Annotated in this window: 19 protein-coding genes; 11 read left to right on the top strand and 8 right to left on the bottom strand. The window is 68.5% G+C overall.

The window, feature by feature from the left end:
* The first annotated feature begins 177 nt into the window (after positions 1–177).
* Together OG917_RS01525 and OG917_RS01530 are read left to right on the top strand one after the other, a co-directional pair.
* Positions 178–762 (top strand): DoxX family protein, encoded by a 585-nt coding sequence (locus tag OG917_RS01525; RefSeq protein WP_328315653.1) that lies wholly within the window; start codon positions 178–180, stop codon positions 760–762.
* Positions 763–977: 215 nt separating this feature from the next.
* Positions 978–1481, top strand: coding sequence for a hypothetical protein (locus OG917_RS01530; protein ID WP_328315654.1), 504 nt, complete (start codon positions 978–980; stop codon positions 1479–1481).
* Positions 1482–1874: 393 nt separating this feature from the next.
* Here OG917_RS01530 and OG917_RS01535 read toward each other — a convergent pair whose 3' ends face one another.
* Positions 1875–2516, bottom strand: coding sequence for an FMN-dependent NADH-azoreductase (locus tag OG917_RS01535; protein WP_328315655.1), 642 nt, complete (start codon positions 2514–2516; stop codon positions 1875–1877).
* Positions 2517–2586: 70 nt separating this feature from the next.
* Positions 2587–2763, bottom strand: coding sequence for a hypothetical protein (locus OG917_RS01540; protein WP_328315656.1), 177 nt, complete (start codon positions 2761–2763; stop codon positions 2587–2589).
* A 102-nt stretch (positions 2764–2865) separates the two neighbouring features.
* Between OG917_RS01540 and OG917_RS01545 the strand changes: the two genes are divergently transcribed.
* From OG917_RS01545 to OG917_RS01570, 6 genes are all read left to right on the top strand, one after another.
* Positions 2866–3276, top strand: coding sequence for a winged helix-turn-helix transcriptional regulator (locus tag OG917_RS01545; RefSeq protein WP_328315657.1), 411 nt, complete (start codon positions 2866–2868; stop codon positions 3274–3276).
* A 240-nt stretch (positions 3277–3516) separates the two neighbouring features.
* Positions 3517–3684 carry a hypothetical protein gene (locus tag OG917_RS01550; RefSeq protein ID WP_328315658.1) on the top strand — a complete coding sequence of 56 codons (168 nt, stop codon included), beginning with the start codon at positions 3517–3519 and terminating at the stop codon, positions 3682–3684.
* 598 nt (positions 3685–4282) lie between these two features.
* Entirely contained in the window at positions 4283–5161 is an 879-nt protein-coding gene (locus OG917_RS01555; protein ID WP_328315659.1) for a GNAT family N-acetyltransferase, read from the top strand.
* Positions 5162–5677: 516 nt separating this feature from the next.
* Entirely contained in the window at positions 5678–6151 is a 474-nt protein-coding gene (locus OG917_RS01560; RefSeq protein WP_328315660.1) for a VOC family protein, read from the top strand.
* A 34-nt stretch (positions 6152–6185) separates the two neighbouring features.
* Positions 6186–6545 (top strand): UBP-type zinc finger domain-containing protein, encoded by a 360-nt coding sequence (locus tag OG917_RS01565; RefSeq protein ID WP_328315661.1) that lies wholly within the window; start codon positions 6186–6188, stop codon positions 6543–6545.
* A gap of 769 nt (positions 6546–7314) precedes the next feature.
* Positions 7315–7932, top strand: a complete 618-nt coding sequence (locus OG917_RS01570; protein WP_328315662.1) for a transglycosylase SLT domain-containing protein — start codon at positions 7315–7317, stop codon at positions 7930–7932.
* A gap of 222 nt (positions 7933–8154) precedes the next feature.
* Here OG917_RS01570 and OG917_RS01575 read toward each other — a convergent pair whose 3' ends face one another.
* Positions 8155–8901 (bottom strand): hypothetical protein, encoded by a 747-nt coding sequence (locus OG917_RS01575; protein ID WP_328315663.1) that lies wholly within the window; start codon positions 8899–8901, stop codon positions 8155–8157.
* Between the two features lie 1069 nt (positions 8902–9970).
* Between OG917_RS01575 and OG917_RS01580 the strand changes: the two genes are divergently transcribed.
* The gene (locus OG917_RS01580) at positions 9971–10576 is read left to right on the top strand and encodes a GPP34 family phosphoprotein (protein ID WP_328315664.1); all 606 of its coding nucleotides are present in this window, start codon (positions 9971–9973) and stop codon (positions 10574–10576) included.
* 180 nt (positions 10577–10756) lie between these two features.
* On the opposite strand, the gene OG917_RS01585 is transcribed toward OG917_RS01580, so the two are convergent.
* The 3 genes from OG917_RS01585 to OG917_RS01595 all read right to left on the bottom strand — a co-directional run bounded on the left by OG917_RS01585 (position 10757) and on the right by OG917_RS01595 (position 13140).
* Complete coding sequence (locus tag OG917_RS01585) at positions 10757–11434, bottom strand: 4'-phosphopantetheinyl transferase family protein (protein ID WP_328315665.1); 678 nt, start codon at positions 11432–11434, stop codon at positions 10757–10759.
* Positions 11431–12291, bottom strand: a complete 861-nt coding sequence (locus OG917_RS01590) for a metallophosphoesterase family protein (RefSeq protein ID WP_328315666.1) — start codon at positions 12289–12291, stop codon at positions 11431–11433. Before OG917_RS01590 ends, OG917_RS01585 begins: the two co-directional genes overlap by 4 nt.
* Before the next feature lie 270 nt (positions 12292–12561).
* Positions 12562–13140, bottom strand: coding sequence for a nuclear transport factor 2 family protein (locus tag OG917_RS01595; protein ID WP_328315667.1), 579 nt, complete (start codon positions 13138–13140; stop codon positions 12562–12564).
* A gap of 101 nt (positions 13141–13241) precedes the next feature.
* Here OG917_RS01595 and OG917_RS01600 point away from each other — a divergent pair, with 101 nt between their 5' ends.
* On the top strand, positions 13242–13859 hold the full coding sequence (locus OG917_RS01600) for a TetR/AcrR family transcriptional regulator (protein ID WP_328315668.1): 618 nt from the start codon (positions 13242–13244) through the stop codon (positions 13857–13859).
* A gap of 374 nt (positions 13860–14233) precedes the next feature.
* Complete coding sequence (locus OG917_RS01605) at positions 14234–15148, top strand: S1 family peptidase (RefSeq protein ID WP_328315669.1); 915 nt, start codon at positions 14234–14236, stop codon at positions 15146–15148.
* A gap of 286 nt (positions 15149–15434) precedes the next feature.
* Here the strand turns inward: OG917_RS01605 and OG917_RS01610 are convergent, their stop codons facing one another.
* Both OG917_RS01610 and OG917_RS01615 read right to left on the bottom strand, forming a co-directional pair.
* Positions 15435–16043 (bottom strand): hypothetical protein, encoded by a 609-nt coding sequence (locus OG917_RS01610; protein ID WP_328315670.1) that lies wholly within the window; start codon positions 16041–16043, stop codon positions 15435–15437.
* A 274-nt stretch (positions 16044–16317) separates the two neighbouring features.
* Positions 16318–17478: an oxygenase MpaB family protein gene (locus tag OG917_RS01615; protein WP_443058895.1), complete on the bottom strand. Its 1161-nt coding sequence runs from the start codon at positions 17476–17478 to the stop codon at positions 16318–16320.
* Positions 17479–17518: the final 40 nt, after the last annotated feature.

Consider the following 17518-nt stretch of genomic DNA (forward strand, 5'->3'; position numbering starts at 1 on the left):
TGCCCCGGAACTCGCCCGGCAGGCCCCCTTCCTGCGATGCAACGCCCATGCGCGGGTGCTGCTGGAGGAACCCGACGACCGGTCGGGCCCCTCCCTGCCCGCTTTCGGCCCCTCCCTGCCCCTCTGCTCTGCCGTCCGCCGCGTATGCCGACTGTTCCCCGGGGCACACGAAGACCCATGGCTGTCCTGAGAAGAATCGCCCGCCCCCTGCTGGCAACCCCGTTCATCGCCGAGGCGGGGCATGCACTGCGCAGCCCGCGCCGCCTCGCGACCGGCACTGCCGCCCGGGCGCAGCAGCTCGGCGTCACCGTTGACGATCCCCTGCGGCTGGTCCGGATCACTGCCGCCGTGCAGATCGGTGCGGGCGGAGCGCTCGCGCTGGGCCGCTTTCCCCGCACCGCCTCTCTCGTGCTGGCCGCGAGCCTTGTGCCGGCAACCCTTGCCGAGCACGCGTGGTGGAAGGAGGAAGACCCGGAACTGCGCAAGGACCAGCGTTCCCTCTTCGCCCGGCGCGTCGGCCTGTTCGGTGCGCTCCTGCTGGCCGCCGCCGATACCCATGGCAAACCATCGGCGGCCTACCGTGCCCGCACGGCGGCGCAGACGGGCCGGAAGAAGACCCTCAGCGCTACGGCGAGGGCGGGCGGACACCTGCACTCGGCGATCGAAACGGTGGGCACGAGCACGTCGGACGCCGTGAGCGGCGCCGGCCGTGTCATCGACTCCGCCGCCGCGTCGGCACGCGAGATGCTGCCGGGCCAGTAGGACGCGTGAGGTCCGGACCCCACTCGGCATCCCGCAGCATCTGCGGATGGGTAGGAATGAATTTCGCTGACCGATCTCCGGGCCATCCCCGTCTGATCAGCACATTCACGGGCAGGAGAGGTCATGCCGGAGAAGCGGGCCGCCGAATGTGCCCGCCCTGCGGCGACCCGAACGGGTCCGTGAACCCTATCGACGCCGACGGAAGGCCCCTACCGATGTCTCCTGTGACCGAACAATGGGAAGAAGTACTCAGATCCCACTTCGCCCTCGGTGAGGGGGTGCCCGCGGTGCGGGCGGCAGCGGTCTTCTCCGCGGAATCGGGGTTCTTCGCCGTTGCCGGCTTCGACGGCGAGGACAGCGGGCAGTACTTCCGCTCCGCGGCGGGAGAGGGCGAACAGCTGCCGGGCTCAGGCGCTTTGGACCCGGCCTGTCTGGAAGCCCTGTGGACGGCCGGTGAGGAGACCGGACCTCCTCGGCTCCTGCGGCTAGGCGAGGTCGCGTGGCGCCGCGTGAGCCTGGAGCAGGTCACGGACGCGGTGACCGGCAGTGAACTCGACCTGGCACTGCTTCGCGAGGGGGACCGGAGCATGTGGGTGGTGCGAACCCGGCAGGGTATCTGCATCTTCGCGCTGGTCGACGGGGACAACGAGGGCCACGTGGCCGAAGCCCGCTCCTTCGCTCTCGACTTCGACTCCTTCCTGGTCGGCCAGGGCTACTGATCCCGCCCCCGCTACCCGATCAGGCGCCGGCGCCAGTCCAGGCGCCGCTGCGGGCTACTGGCTGATGCTGCTTTCCGGTGGCTTCGACGGCTCGTTCGAGATCACTGCACCCATCGGCCGGGGGGGCGTGACCACCCTCGAAGCGTCCGGTCTCGAAGCAGCCGGTCCCCCGTCGAGTGGGTGGCGATCCCGGCCGGGTCATCACGGGAACAGCCGAGGCCGTGCGCTGGGTGTGATGGTTGACGAGGCCGCGGGCGCCAGGCCCGCCTTCGCCACAGGTCTTCGGACCGGCGCCTGCTGCGACAGCAGGCCGCGGTGGAGTACGTCGCCGATCTGGTGGAGCCCCGGTCACCGACTTGTGGTGACCGGGGCCTCGCCTGTCGTCCAGGGCGGTCAGGCAGCCTGCTGGTCGATGTCCTTGGCCAGTTGGCGCGCCTGGGCGTGCGCCTCGGCCAGGGAAGCCTCGTGCAGCGGGAGGAGACCCGCCATCGCGGGGATGACGGGGGCCATGGTCAGCTCGGGGGTCACCGTGGTCACGTCGAGTCCGAGTGTGTGGGACCAGCCAAGGATGGTCTCCAGTGTGGGGACCAGGTGGTCTCGGCCCTCGTTGGGGGCGCCGGGGCCGTAGCCGCCGCCACGCGCGGAGATCACCACGGCGGGTCTGCCTGTGGTGGGGGCGGCATTGGCGAAGTCGAGGGTGCGGCCGTCCACCATGATCTGGTCCAGCCACGCCTTGAAAACCGAGGGCATCGAGAGGTTGTACAGCGGCACGGTGAAGAGGTAGGCGCTTGCGCCCAGGAACTCGTCGATGAGTTCGTCCTGGAGTGTGGCGGCCTCGGCCTGTTCCGGGGTGCGCTGGGCAGGTTCGGTGCTCCGGGCGGAGATGCCCGCCGCGGAGAGGTGGGGTACGGGCGAGACGGCGAGGTCACGGTGGACAACCGGGCCCTGCCATTCGGCGCGGAAGGACTTTGCGACCTTGCCGGAGACGGATGCCTCGCTGAGCGAGGAGGCGTCTATGTGCAGCAGATAGGACATGAGGGCCTTTCAAGGGTGAACCGGAGCCGGAAGGCGGCGGGGCGGTGAGACGGGTGAGCGGCGGCGGAGGTCAGGTGCGCTCGGGGGCTGCGCAGCCGTCGGGAGTACAGACCGGGGCGTCGCCGACGGCGGGGGTGACCGGTCGGGTGTCGGTCCAGACCGAGCCCAGCAGATCGAGCACTGTGTCGCCGCCGTGTGCGCCGGGAACGCCGTCGCGATCGTCGATGACACTGTCCGCCTTCGCCATGGACCTCCAATTCCTACGACTTGTGCGTAACGCCATGGTGGACCAGTATGGAAGCCGTTACAAAAGGCACATCCGTGTGCGTGCCGGAGAGGAATGTGCGTCATGGGGACGACCAGCGAGGCCGATACCGTGAGGGCTGCGGCGATCGGGCCGTGCGCGGCCATTCCCGCGGACCGGATGGCATTCATCCGGCAGATCTTGGACCGCATCGGCGACAAATGGAGCCTGCTCCTGATCGCCGTCCTGGAATCCGGTCCGCTGCGCTACACCGACCTGCAACGCCAGGTCCCCGGCATTTCCCAGCGCATGCTCAGCCTTACCCTGCGCCAGCTCCAGCAGGACGGCTTGATCACCCGCACCGCCTACGCCGAAGTACCCCCGCGCGTCGAGTACGCCCTTGCCCCGCTGGGTCGCGGCCTGCACGAGATCGTGACGCCCTTGATCGGCTGGGCCGCGGGCCACCATGACGAAATCCGTGCCAACCGCGACCGCGCCGCAACACCCGAATCCTGACGGGCATGGCGCCCGCGAGTGGGGCCGCTTCAAAGGTGGTTGCTCATGAAACACCCGCCTGCCCGACCAGCAAGGGCAAGGTGGCTACGTACCAACCGCCGGCTTCCGCCCGGGCGCCCCGAGCCGTCAGACACTCAGTGTGCCGAGCCCTGCCGTAGGCAAGCCGGGGTCCGTCCGGGCCAAGCTGCCCCGGCCGGTGAGCGCCGACACCGAGGCCGGTCGGTCACGTCCGACCCGGCAGTGTTCGCGCCAAGACCGCCCGGCAGCCCCGTACAGCTCGGCTCCCTCGCCGGCCTGGACCCACCCGTCTTCCATCGCAACTACCACCAGCGCGTGGTCGATGAGATGCAAGAAGCCCTGCGGGGGCTCTACTTCAGCCCCGGCGACACTCGGGAGGACGCCCGCTGACATCGAGAAACCGAGCACTTCGGAGTGCGCATCCCCCACCGCTCCGGCCAGGTCGGCCTGACCTGCGTCCCCCAACGGCGGCTGCGCGACCTGTTGTGGGACTACGTCGCAGGCCTGCTGTACTCGCCCCTATGCCCGCGCAGCGCCGAGCCTGTGAACCACCAACACCGCGCGGGCGCCGAGCTGAACGCATTCATGGAGGCTCCAGCCAGCGTGTTCTCGCGAGGAAACACGGTTCCCGCGGGGCCGGCCCCCGGCGTTCGGCAAGACCCATTTCCGCGAGCGGCACTCTGTGGAATGCGGCATCAAATCGCCTCCCACACCACAGGGCCGTGGCCACAAGATGCGACAAGCCCGCCCTTCGCTAGGAGACAACCGAACTGATCGCGGCCATTGACGAGTGGCTCTGGAACCACACTCGCGCCTGCCTTCGGTTAACCCTTTGCCGAGGAACCGGCGGTCCGGCTAAGTTCATGCAAGCCGTCCACGGTAATCCGGACCGGCACTGTCCACGAGGAGGTGTGGTGCACATGCGCACGAGTGCCCAGCAGGTGAGCCCGCGTACTGACCCTTGCCACCTCCTCACGACGGAGACACCTTGTCGCTTCGCATCACCCCACTGACCGACCCCACTCACGGGGCGCACAGCCGACGCCTTGTATGGCTGGCATCCGACGCAGATTCCGTCCCCTTGGGGACGGCCTTTCTGCGCCTGTTCGACGGCGGGCAGGAGCACCTGGCCGAACTGACCCTCCAGGTCCATCCCGCGGAGCGTCGCAAGGGCGTCGGCTCCGGACTCCTCGAAGCCGCCGTGACCGCCGCCCGGGACAACGCCCGACGCTGCGTCAGCGCGCAGGCCGAGGCCGGATCGCCCGGCAGCTGCTTCCTGCCTGCCCACGGCTTCCGCAAGGTGCTCACCTTGAGATTCGCACGCTTGCCACTGGCCGACGTGGACCCCGCCGCCCTCGCCGGGATGATCGAGTGTCCGCACCCCGGCTACCGGCTGGAGTCATGGCAGGGAACCGTCCCCGCCGACCTGGCCCGGACGTTCGCCGCCTCACGCCGCGCGATGGACGACATGCCCATGGAGGACACCGACCACGGCATCACAATCTGGGACGTGGACCGGGTCCGGGCCGCAGCGAAGGCCGTTCAGGACCGCGGGGACCATCTGCACACGGTCGTGGCCATCGACACCACCGACGACTCGATCGCCGGGTTCACGGAACTCGTCGTCCCCGGCGACGGCACAGGTGACGGCCAGCACTACGGCACCGGCGTGCTGCCCGAACACCGTGGCCATGGCCTCGGCCGATGGATGAAGGCCGAGTCGATCCGGCAAGCCCACGGGCGCTATCCGGACCTCGGCGGCCTTCTGACTGACACCGCCGACAGCAACACGCACATGAGACACATCAGCGACAGCCTCGACTACGTGCCCACACACACGACAGTCCAGTACCAGCTCGACTTGTAGAGACAAGCGGCCGACGGGCTGAACCAGGGCAACTCCTGGCCCGGCCCGTCGGCACATTCACAACAGGCTTCAGGCTCCAGGGCCGATTCGCAGGACCAGCTCGGCCAAGTCCTCGACAGACCCACGAACAGGCCGCTCCCAGCTCTCCGTCCTCACCACGATCACGAGCATGTGCGGACACCGGCACAACCCACTGCTGAAAGATCTCCCGGCGTCCGCGACGAGGGACGGGGGACGGGGCGAGTGCTCCACCCGCGGGGCTTCACGTGCCGGCCCGGAGAGTCGGCTCCGAGTGGGGAGCACAGCAGTCGAATGATCTCGTCGGCTTCTCATCGGCCCAAGGCTCAGCGCGCGGACAGATCGTTGCCGGTGACTACGGCAGGCCGCTGTTCACGTGTGTGGATAGCGGAGTGCCTGGAGCTCGGCCGGTCACGGCCGGTCACGGCCGGACGACGACGCTCGACCGGCTCCGCCGACGGGAATGCAGGGCGGCCGCCCACGCCATACGCTGGGCATATGTCGGAATTCATCTCCGGAGGCGCACCGGCCGAGGATCTTCCCGCACCGGCCCAGGGCCTGCTGCTCACGCACTTCCTCACCGTCAGCGACGTTCCTCGCTCGCGGGCGTTCTACGTCGACGTACTGGGTGGCAGGGCGGTGCTGGATGAGAACCCCTGCATCATCAAGGTCGCCAACAGCTGGATCATCATGAACCCCGGCGGCGGGCCCACCGACGACAAACCCGACGTCATCCTGCACACCCCTCAGGACCCTCAAACCGTCTCCAGCTTCCTGAACGTAAGGGTGGCGGACATTCATGGGTTCTACACGGCGGCCCGCGCCAAGGGGGCCGAGTTCCTCACCCCGCCCATCGACCGGCGCGCCGAACTGCGCTGCTACATGCGCGACCCGGACGGCTACCTCATCGAGGTCGGCCAGGCCACGGGCCTGCTGAACGGAATTCTGGCGCGCACCGACGCCGAAGCCTGATCGTTGAAACGCGCCTCACGAGAGAGGTATCCCCATGGCTCACGAGCAGATCCCAGGACTCGATCCGACCGCGATACCCAGCGGAGCCGGGTGCGCGGAGTGCTTGGCGGGGGATGGACCTGGCTGGTGGTTCCATCTGCGGCGCTGCGCCGCCTGCGGGCATATCGGATGCTGCGACTCCTCGCCGGCGCAGCATGGCACGAAACACGCCCAAGAGGCCGGACACCCTCTGCTGACCAGCTTCGAACCGGGTGAGGACTGGTTCTGGAACATCAAGACCGATCAGTACTACGAGGGGCCGGAGCTGGCCCCACCCACCGCGCACCCAGCCTCGCAGTCCACTCCCGGCCCTCGGGACAAGGTCCCCGGGGACTGGGAGCGACAGCTCCACTGACCCGCGTCCGATCGTCGGGCTCTCCGGGCTCTCGGATCCGGTTGTAGAGCCCTCTGTCCCGGGGGCGGGATCTGGCGGGCCGGGTCCGTGATGGGGACAGGGCGCGGGCGCGCAGCGGTGTGTCAGTCGATGGACAGGCGATGTCGGTCAGCGGACTGTGATCGTCGGCAGTGGACCAAGACCTTGCGGAGAGGTGTGGCCCGGCACGGTGTGCCGGGCCACACCTCTGCCTGCACACCGCCCGCCCCCTCCCCCAGCACCCGCTGCGCGTCCCGCGCACACTTCAGCCCTCCCTCGGCAGGCACAACCGGATGATTCACGCAGCGAACCGACCGCCGAGAGGAGGGGGAAGCGGGTGGGCCGGGGCGGCCCTCTGGAGCGTGAAATTCTGTGTACGGGCCGCAACGCGGAGTGAGATTCCGGGGCGCCAGGACGGGTGATGTGTGAGCCCGGGCATAGGGGCCACGTCACACAGGACCCCGCCTAGTAGACCCACGACAGCGCCCGCCCCTCTCTCCCAGGCCTCCATCCACCCCTGTCCGTTTTCTAACTAAATATCGTCGTAGGTCACATGATTGCCAACGACCCGGACCCTCTCGCAAGGTGTGGGACATACCGGGGAGCCGCACGCCGGACCGGGCACCGCACCACGCCCGCCACCCAGACACCGGCCCCACGACACACACCACGGCCCACCACGCCGTAACCGTGTCACCGACCCCCCAGTCGGCCTCCCCACGAACGTCCCCCACCGGAGAGGTACACACCCATGACTGCCACCACCCGCCACACCCTGAACTTCCGCAAGACCACCGTCACCGGCATCGCCGCCGCCGGCGCAGCCGCCGTCGCGCTCTCCCTGGCCCCCCACACGGCCCACGCCGCAGAGCCCGCGACCAGCACACCCGCCTCGGCCGCCGCCATCACCACCGCGCAGATCGCCAAGCAGGCCCACCACGCGGAAAAGACCGCCCAGCACACCACCAAGACCAAGGCAGCCAAGACCAAGGCAGCCAAGACGAAGCACGTCGACACCGTCGCCGCCATCGTCAAGAACACCAAATACAGCAACAACCTCGACGGCTGGATCAAGGAATCACTGGCCATCATGAAGGCCAAGCACATCCCCGGAAGCTACGAAGGCCTCCACCGCAACATCATGCGCGAATCCAGCGGCAACCCCCACGCCCAGAACAACTGGGACGTCAACGCCCAGAACGGCATCCCCTCCAAGGGACTCCTCCAGGTCATCCAGCCCACCTTCGACACCTACCACGTCAAGGGCACCAAGAACAGCCTCACCGACCCCGTCGCAAACATCGTCGCCGCAGCCAACTACGCCGCCGACAAATACGGCTCCATGGACAACGTCAACTCCGCATACTGACCAACCAGTTGACCGGACAGTTGACCAAACACCCCACGGCCACCTGAGTCCGTGGGACGGCCGAATCCCCCAGGGAACGGCAGGACTCAGGTACGGACGAAACGAAGGGCTGGAACAGGCTCAGCCTCATCGGTGAACCCGTTCCAACCCTCGTCCTCTCGCACCGACCACTGTCGTACGAGACCCGCCGATGCCCCACCCTGCCGGTCCGTCCCGCTGCGACTACTTACGCGCGAGATCTGGATGCGACCGGCTTGAAGCTGAGCAGCGTTGGGGAAGCGTGACCGTACCGGGCTTGTGCTCGAAGGTGTCCATCACAAGCCACTCGTCCAACTCAGGGTCGTAGAGATTCTGGACTCCGAATTGCAGCACCTGCCAGAACGTACTCCGGTCGTCCTGATCGACGTAGATGTCGCCCAGCGCAAGGGGGAAGCGCAGGAATTTCCCCGGAGGCCGCTTCGGCAGGACGACGCCGACCCTCCAGTGGTTCACGTGCCGGTTCTGGCCTCGCTGGAGGATCTCCCTCCCGACGAACCGAGAACCTCGGAACGCCTGGTTCAACTGGTCGAGGTCGAAGCCCGGGATCTGGGAACACGGATGTTCGGTCAGGCCGGGCCACTTGTAGGTCAGCGTGTAGAGCGTGCCGTGGTAGATCAGGTTGGTGAACCAGATCGGGTACTGCGGGCCGCCTGCGATCATCTGGCTGTCGCCGTTTCTCCCCTTCCAGGTGAACGGAACCGTGATGCCCAGGTCCCGGACAACCCACTTGCCCTTCCCGCGAAAGTCACGAGGGAGTTGAGGCGGACGCGGCACCGGCGAGCCTGAGCGTTTCGCCGCCACGGTCGCAAATGTCTGCGCGGCCCCGGTCTTCGTTCCGGCATGGGCCGGCGGCAACACCGTCGAGGCGAAGACGATCGTTCCGGCGATAGCCGCCGACGTTGCCGCCCGACGTGTGAGTGTCCAACCCATGGTCTTCCTCGCCTGTTGTGTCATGCGCCGTCATGGCGCGGGGTTCGAACGCAGAGATGCCATTCGGTCGCCATCGCCGGGGCAAGAGCTCACCAAGTGCGACATGTCTTATCAGGTGGTAGGAGGCTTGACGCTCAGGAGAGCCGCACGCCCCTCCACATTCCCCTGTCCGGCGGGACGCCTGGACCATGCCCTGAAGACGGTCACGGCCGACGGTCGCGAGGCGGTGCTTCCGGAAGGCCGGTACGGTCAGGCGTTCCTGAGAGCCCTGCCCCCCATGCGGACCGCTGAGCCGGCCGGACGTCGCGCAGCACGCTCCACCCGCTGCCCAAGACGCCCATGGTGATGGTCGGCCCCGGCACCGGCGTCGCACCGTTCCTCGGCTTCCTCGAAGAGCGCCAGGCACGCGGCTCCATATGTCAGTGACCGCCACTCGGGACATCGCAGCCGGAGTGGTCCGGGTAGCCCCCGAAGGCGTCAGCTCGGTTCGGGACGCGGTTCAACGTGCCCCCGACGCACAGCGTGGAGGCAGTGACCTCGGTGAGGAAACCGACCGCGGAAGGGCCGTCCTCGTACGATTCCACCTTGCCGTCGGGGTGACCAAGACCGGTGCGCGCGCTGTGGGTGCTCCCCGGGGTGAAGTCGCCCCCTTTTGCGGAGTGGTTCGAGCGCGCCTTCGATCCGTCATCCGGGCGGCGACCGCGAGCTCCTCGCAGCGGCGTCGGCCGTACAGGGAGTAGGGCTTCCTGAAGCGGCGTGCACTGCTGTTGCTCGATGTCGGTGGTGACCGCCCCAGGGTCCAACCGCACGGCCTCGCCGTCGGGTCGCCTTGTCGCCCTGCCCCATGGCGTCAGCAGCCTTGTGTCCCTGTCCCTGTGTCCCTGCCCCTCTCCCCGTGCCTGTGCCAGGCCACGGGTGGGTCCGTACTGCGGATCGGATCCCGCACCACGTGGTCGTAAGACGGCATACGGCGCGCGAATGGGGCGAGAATCGACCGGGGACGTCCGGCCGGCCGCGGTCGGCCCTGATCCGCTCGCCCGACACCCGGCCAACTGACGTGGAGCCGCTCATGACCACCGCACGGGACCTGGCGATTGTCGCCCTGGACGTGAAACCCGGCCTCTCCCTGGAGCAGGGTGACCTGTCGCTCGCGCTCGCAGGAGCCGAGGTATTCGACCTCATCGAGGCCAAGGCTCTGATCTTGGAGGGAGACCGTATGCGGCCCAGCGCCCAGGCGCCCACAGCGGACCGCCTCTTGGACGAAGCCGCTGCGGCACTGCTGCGCCAGGAGCCCTACGAGTCCGTTGAGGACTGGCTCTGGCGCAGGGGCCGCGGGCTCTTTTCGGCCTACGTCGACGACTTGGAGCGGGCAGGGCTGACGTCCCGGCCACGGGGCCGTCTGATTCCGTTGCGGAAGGGGAAGGCGGAGCTGGTCGAATCGGCGGCCCGGCGGCAGGCCAAGAACCGCTGGGCAGCGGGCGAGTCGCGGCTTGCCGCTCTGGCGTCCACTGCCGGAATCCGCGACGAGTCGGCCGAGGACACACAGGAGCTCGCCGATGACACAGTCTCAGCGGTGCTGGCCGCCGTCGGCGGCGCTGTGCAGGAGCTGCGGGCCGTACGACAACGCCGCACCATCGAGGACGCGGCGTTCGACAACGTCTGGCGCGGCTACTGAGCGGCGCCCGGCAGCTGATGCAGTGGCACGTCCGACGCGGCGTGGCCGGACGACCGGGCGGGCCTCCCGGCCTGGGAGTGGGCGTCCCGGTTCAGCAGGCCCGGTGGCGAGGTCGGCGCGGCCGTGGGTCACGCGCGTCGTCGGCGAGCTCGCCGTCTTCGCCAAGTCGCCCTGCCGGGGTCAGGTGTGGACCGTCACCACCGTGGCGACCAGCCCGTGGCGAGCGGTCCACCGGCCCGCGAAGTGGCTCAGCCTGCGGCCACCGACCATCGGGCCAGGAACGAGCAGGGCTGCACGCAAGGAGCCCGTTCGCGGGTCGTCCGGGTTCACGGATATCTCTATGTCGGCCTCCGTGAAGTCCAGCCATCGTCCGGTGAGCGGGAACCACGCTTTGTAGACGGACTCCTTGGCACTGAACAGCAGACGGTCCCAGTGAATGTCCGGATGGTCCCGCGTCAGGTGGGCAAGGCGCGCCGCCTCGGCGGGCAGAGCCACCCTCCCCAGTCCACCGGTGGGCAGCGGCCCGTCCGGTTCGGCGTCGATGCCCAGCGAGGCCAGGTCGCTGTCGCGAACCAGTGCGGCGGCGCAGTAGCCCTCGCAGTGGGTCATGCTGCCGACCAGTCCGATCGGCCAACGCGGCGCACCGCGTTCGCCGTTGAGTACGGGCTGTGCCGGCACTCCCAGTTCCTCCATGGCGCGTCGCGCACAGGACCGGACGACAGCGAACTCCCGCCGGCGCTTGGGCACCGCACGGGCCACGAGCGCCTCCTCCTCGGGAAGCAGTGGCGTGTGCCCGGGGCCGTCGTACCCGTATGCCTCAACGGCCACCACAGCGGCGGGCAGGATGTCCTCGATCACCGGCCCACGGTATCTCGCGGCAGAATGGCACGCAGCTGTCCCGGGGGCCGTTCCCGTTCGCGCCACTCGCGGGGGTAGCCGACGGACACCTCCTCGAACCGGACGCCCTCGTGCCAGGTCGTCCGTGGAATATGGAGATGCCCGTAGACCACGGTGTCCACGTGGAATCTGCGGTGCCAGTCGGCGGTCAGGCGGGTGCCGCACCACATCGCGAATTCGGGGTACCGGAGGACATCGGTGGGATGCCGGTCGAGCGGGTAGTGGCTGACCATGATCATCGGCAGACCGGCGGACACTGCGGCGAGACGGTGTTCGGTCTCCGCCACGCGGGCCCGGCACCAAGCCTCCCTGCTGGGGTACGGGTCCGGGTGGAGCAAATACTCGTCACTGCAGACGACCCCGGTGCCGTAGGCGTACGCCAGGCCTTCCTCCTTCGTCGCGGAGCCGGGAGGCAGGAACGAGTAGTCGTACAGCAGGAACAGAGGCACGATCACCGCTGGTCCGCCGTCACCGTCCCATACGGGATAGGGGTCTTCAGGGGTGATGACGCCGAGCTCGCGGCACATCTCCACGAGGTACCGATATCGCTCCGCTCCGCGCAGAGCGACCGTGTCACGCGGGCGGGTCCACAACTCATGGTTGCCGGGGACCCAGACGACTTGGGCGAAAGAATGCGCGAGGGTGCTCAGGGCCCAGCGGATGTCCTCGACGGTCTCGGCCACGTCACCGGCCACCAGAAGCCAGTCCTGGCCGGATTCGGGGTGCATCTGCTCGACCAGTGCGCGGTTCTCCGGATAGCCGACGTGCAGATCGCTGACCGCCCACAGGGATCCAGTACCGCGGGCCGCGTGTGACATCCCCCCACTCCTTCCAGAAGCGCGCGCATGCGGCCATCACGAGATCACATCCGCGGCGAACGGACAAGGCCCGCTCAGCCGGGGGCGCCTCGGTGACGGCATGACACGGACGGGGCTTCGGCATACGCGCAGAGCTCCCGGTCCATGGCGATCCGGCGGACAGGCGGCCATGGCGAAGTGCGGCAGACCGCGACCTGCCGGCTGCCTCTCCCCCGTCACCATCTCTGCCTGCTGACCGGCCGCCCAGCCGGCCTCAGATGCCGGTACGCGTCAGGCGTGGTCGAGCCAGTCGGCGCCTGCGGCCTTGATCTCGGCCTCCAGGCCGCTGCCGCGGGTGGGGAACTCGCGCACGAGGGGGAAGCCTGACTTGTCCAGCAGGTAGGCGAGGGCCGCGTACTCGCGCGGGTAGCTGCGAACTGCCTCTTCGTCCACCTCCTGGATCTTGGCAAGGAAGTTGAAACAGCTCATGTCGTAGCTGCTCTCCCGCCGGACGATGCGCCAGATACCGTCACGCTTCTCGACCTGGTCCAGGAAGCGGTTGTGGGTGGTCGCACCCAGGTCCAGGGCGATGTTCTCGGCGACGATCATCGCGTTGGTCTGCACAAAGGCCCGGTCACCGTTGAAGGTGATCGAGGGGTTGCCCACGAAGTGCTTGGTGCGCAGATCCGAGGCGCCCATGCGGGCCGAGCCCTCGACGAAGTCCGTTGCCAGGCCGTCGAACCACGTGATCGCGATGGTGGCGCCGGGGTGGAACAGATCGCCCAGCTGATCCCATTCGTTCAGGTCCCGGTGGATCCAGCCGTTCATCAGGTCAGCGATGGCGGCTCGGTCCTCGATGCGTGCGGTCATGGGACTTACCTCCGAAATAGAGTACAAAACCGTTTCTTAAATTACGTTACACCTCCCCCGCCGTTCGACGTGATTCGGGACCGAACGCTATAACGGGACAGGTGAACGCCTCCTCCGCAGCTCCCACGCCCTCGGCCGGTCAGCCCACCACCACGCGCCGGCGCGGCACGGAGCTGAAGCAGGCGATCTACCGGGCGACTCTGGAGGAGCTGGCAGCGAGCAGTTTCGAGGAGCTGAGCTTCGAGAAGATCGCCCCGAAGGCCGGCACCGGGAAATCGGTCCTGTACCGCCGGTGGAGTACCACCGGCGAGCTCGTCCTGGCTGCGCTGAAGGACCATGACGCGGGCCTGGGCAAGCCCCTGGTGCCGGACACCGGCACCCTGCGCGAGGACCTGCTCGTCCTTCTCATCGCGTTCGCGCGGGTCCTGGACGAGCCGCGCGGGCGCGCCCTGCGCCCTCTGCTCACTCAGCGCCCGCGCCATCCGGATCTCTTCACCCAGGTCATGGACCAGGTCGTCCTTCCTCATCAGGCCGTGCTGCTGGATTGCATGCGCACCGCTGTCGACCGGGGCGAGGCCTCTCCCGAGCGCGCCACCGCCCGCACCGCGGCCATCGGCCCACGCCTGATCGTCGCCGAATCCATCGACCGCGGAACGGTTCCCGACACGGAGGTCGAGGCCGTCGTCGACGAAGTACTTCTCCCTCTGCTCGCCCGGTAGTCCTCGCACCGCACCCCACCGGGGCGCACCGAGCGGACCGGCGGGCCGGCCACGGCCGCTGGGGGGCGGCGGCTCCCACAACACGTCGCCCGCGGTCCCCGCCGACTCCCCGCACTCCACGAATGGCTGGATCGTCACACCTTCAGCGCACCCCGGCATGACCGGATGGCGAGCTGAAGGCGCCAGGACCGTCCGCCTCCGCGTGCCCGTACCCGAGAAGGGCACCCGGTGCGCCGTCCGTCAAGGGAGGCGAAAGAGCCAGGACGGGGTGGCGGGGTAGCGGGGAGCTTGGCTGTACGCCGACAATGCGGTCACCCTTCGCCGTCCGGGAGCCACCCCGCTCCCGGGCCGAACCGAGAGGACCGACCATCACCATGCGCAAGCCTCTCCTCGCCACCCTTGCCGCTGTGGCCCTCGGTGCCGCCGCCCTGGCGGGCACCACGGTCCCGGCAGCCGCAGCACCCGGCCCCGCGGGCGGGACGACCCCCGCTGCCGCGACGGCCGCCGTGCACCCCGGCGCTGCGCCCGCCCCGGTGGCAGCCGCCTCCTTCGCAGGCACCGTGGCCCTCAGCAACTGCTCAGGCTCCCTGGTCCGCATGCCGAACTCACAGGCATCGGACCCGGGTCTGGTCATGACGAACGGCCACTGTCTCGAAACCGGCTTCCCGAGCGCGGGTCAGGTCATCACCAACCAGTCCTCGACCCGCAGCTTCACGCTGCTCAACGCCTCGGCCGGCACCGCCGGAACGCTCAAGGCGAACAAGGTCGTCTACGCGACGATGACCGACACGGACGTCACGCTCTATCAACTGACCAAGAGTTACACCCAGATACAGCAATCGACGGGGATCGCGCCGCTGACGCTCTCCTCGGCCCACCCGGTGCAGGGGCACGCGATCAACGTGGTCTCCGGCTACTGGAAGCGGGTCTACTCCTGCTCCATCGACGGATTCGCGTACCGCCTCAAGGAAGACCAGTGGACGTGGAAGGACTCCACCCGGTACACCCCACAGTGCCAGGTCATCGGGGGCACCTCGGGCTCCCCCGTCATCGACACGACGACCGGCCAGGTCACGGCGATCAACAACACCATCAACGAGAGCGGGGCGAGCTGCACGCTCGACAACCCCTGCGAGGTGAACGAGCAGGGGGCCGTCACTGTCCACCAAGGAATCGGATACGCCCAGGAGACCTACGGCATCCCCGCCTGCTTCACGACGGGCAACAAGCTCAACCTGTCGGCCGCAGGCTGCACGCTTCCCAAGTCGACAGCGGTCTCAGCACGGTGAGTTGACGTCTGGGGGCCGGAGCCCGACGGCCGGACAGCTCTGCGAGTGACCGGGCCGCCCACCACACCCCGGTCACGGGGCTGCTGGAGGTTCACGGCCCCGTCCGGCCGGTACAGCGGTGTCCCGCGGCAAGCGACGGCGCAGGCGGCCTGCCGCGCCGCGTTCCCCACCACTACCGCGCTGCCCGGCGTGGTCAGGGTTGTCTTCCATCCTGACCACGCCGCTCCGGCCACCCGCTCGGCCGGTGCCCGGGGCCACGAGCCGGGGGCGGGCGGCGGCAGCGTGGTCAGGCCGCCTGGAGCACTTCGCAGGAACAGTGGCGGAACTCCAGGCCGAGTTCGTGGTCCACTGCCGCGCTCGAACGTGTGGCGGCTTCGGTGACCTTCTCCCACGCTCCGTACTTCATGTAGAGCTGATCCGCCGTCGGGCCGAGCGGGTTGCCGTACTTCTTCTGGTTGCGAGCCTCCAGTTCCGCGACCTGTTCGCGGGTCATCCCTGCGCGGACGACGTCCTTGGCATCATTGCGCATCTGGACCAGAGTGCGGGCGATGTCCTCCTCCGAGCGTCCTTCGGCGCGCATGGCGCACTCCTTGCGCTCCATGTCCTCAAGGAGGTGGTGGTAGCGCATCCGCTGATCACGGGCGACCTCGCGCTTCTGCGGAGACTCTCTCCGGATCAGGCACACGACCGGTTCCGGGCTGGCACAGGGGCCGTGATCCGGGGCCGCCTGGGAGACAGGGGCGACGACGACCGAACCGCAGTGGGCGGACGAGCGGCAGGGGTGTGCCATGAGCCCGGCAGCGGAGGCGGGCTGGAGGGGGACGAGAACGGCTTGGGCGACCAGCAGCGCGGGAACCACGCGACCGGCCAGCGAACGCAGACTGTGCAGTGACATGTGCTCATCGTTGGGGCATGCCGAACCGGACCGGCGTATGGCGGGGCCGAAGTGCCCCTGAGCGAGGCCAAGTCCACTCCGCAGAGTGAAACGATCCGGCGGTGCAACGGAGGCTCGGGCCTCCGGCCCGTGGCATGCCGAAGGCTGAGCCGCTTGTCCTCCGAGCGACGCCTGGGGCCGTGACACCGTCGGCCAGGAGGACCCGCCCCATGTCAGCGCTGTTCACTCCAGTTGCTCCAGTCGCTCCACCGGACGCGCCCGTGTGGGGTGTCCGTCAGCGGCGCTCCTGCGCGCCCGGATCCTCGGAGAGCGGTGGTGGGGTCCATCGGCTGGTACGTGCCGCGGTGGAGGTGACGCCGTACTCGCTCTTGAGCTGCTCCGGGATGGCGTACTGCATGACGCGGCCGCGCGTGAGGGAACTGAGTTCCAGGTGCGTGGTCAGGCTGCCGAGCCGGTCAAGAGCCCATGCGGCCAACGGAGATCGGTCCTCAAGCCGTTCGAGGATGCCCAGCAGGACGGGAGTGGTCTGGATGGCGGTGTCCCAGGCCGAGCGGGGGACATCGAGCCAGTCGGCTGCCGTGTCGCCGATGAGGTAGCGGATCAGCGCGGAGACCACGGGGTCGAACACGGTTCCCGGTACGACTTCTTCGTAGAGGTCGATCAGCTGACGGGTCAATCGTGCGCCCTCCTCGGAGGGCCCCATGTGCCGGGTCATGTACAGGTCGGAGAACTGGCGCGCACTCTCCAGGTCGGCCGGCATGTGTGCCAGGTCGATGCCGAGCATCGAGCCCACCACGCGCCAGGCGTAGTAGTAGGACCGCGCGCCGTCGGCCGACATGTGGATGCCGAGGCGGTGCAGGGCGTCCAGCACCTGGATGGAGAACATCATCTGGCCGCCGATCATGTCTTCCAGACAGATCGGCACGCCCAGCCCTGCCACGTCCCAGCGGTTCTCGCGGCGCAGGTGGTGGCGGATGGAGGCGTGGAGCAGGCGGACCTTCTGCGCAGCCGGGATGAAGCGGCTGCCGGCCTCGAAGGCATCGGGGCGCATGAGGTAGACGGTGAACTGACCGGTCTCGGCCATCCGCCGGGACGGATACGCCAGGGAGTGGGTGGCACTGAGGAGTCTGGCGATATGAGGCACGACATAGCAGGCGGGCATCGCCGCGAAGGACAGCGCGGTGGAGATGTGCACATTGTTGTCGATGAAGAAGAGCCGGGCCTTCTCCATCTCGCCCCAGTCCACCCAGGACGGGGGCGCACTGGTCGCCTGCAGGTACTCGCGGGCGACGTCCGGGAGTCCGTCGGGCAGATCCTGGCCGCCTACGGAGAACCAGCGCATGAGCGTGTTGAACTTGCCGACCTCGCCCCGCTCGAAGAGGGTGGCCACCGTTGCGTCCGCGAGCTCGTCGCCCACCTCTCGCAGAGCGTCCATGGACTGGTGCGTATAGGGCACGGGCTTCTCTCCTCGCACG

It is taken from the genome of Streptomyces sp. NBC_00388 (assembly GCF_036061255.1).
Classification (GTDB): domain Bacteria; phylum Actinomycetota; class Actinomycetes; order Streptomycetales; family Streptomycetaceae; genus Streptomyces.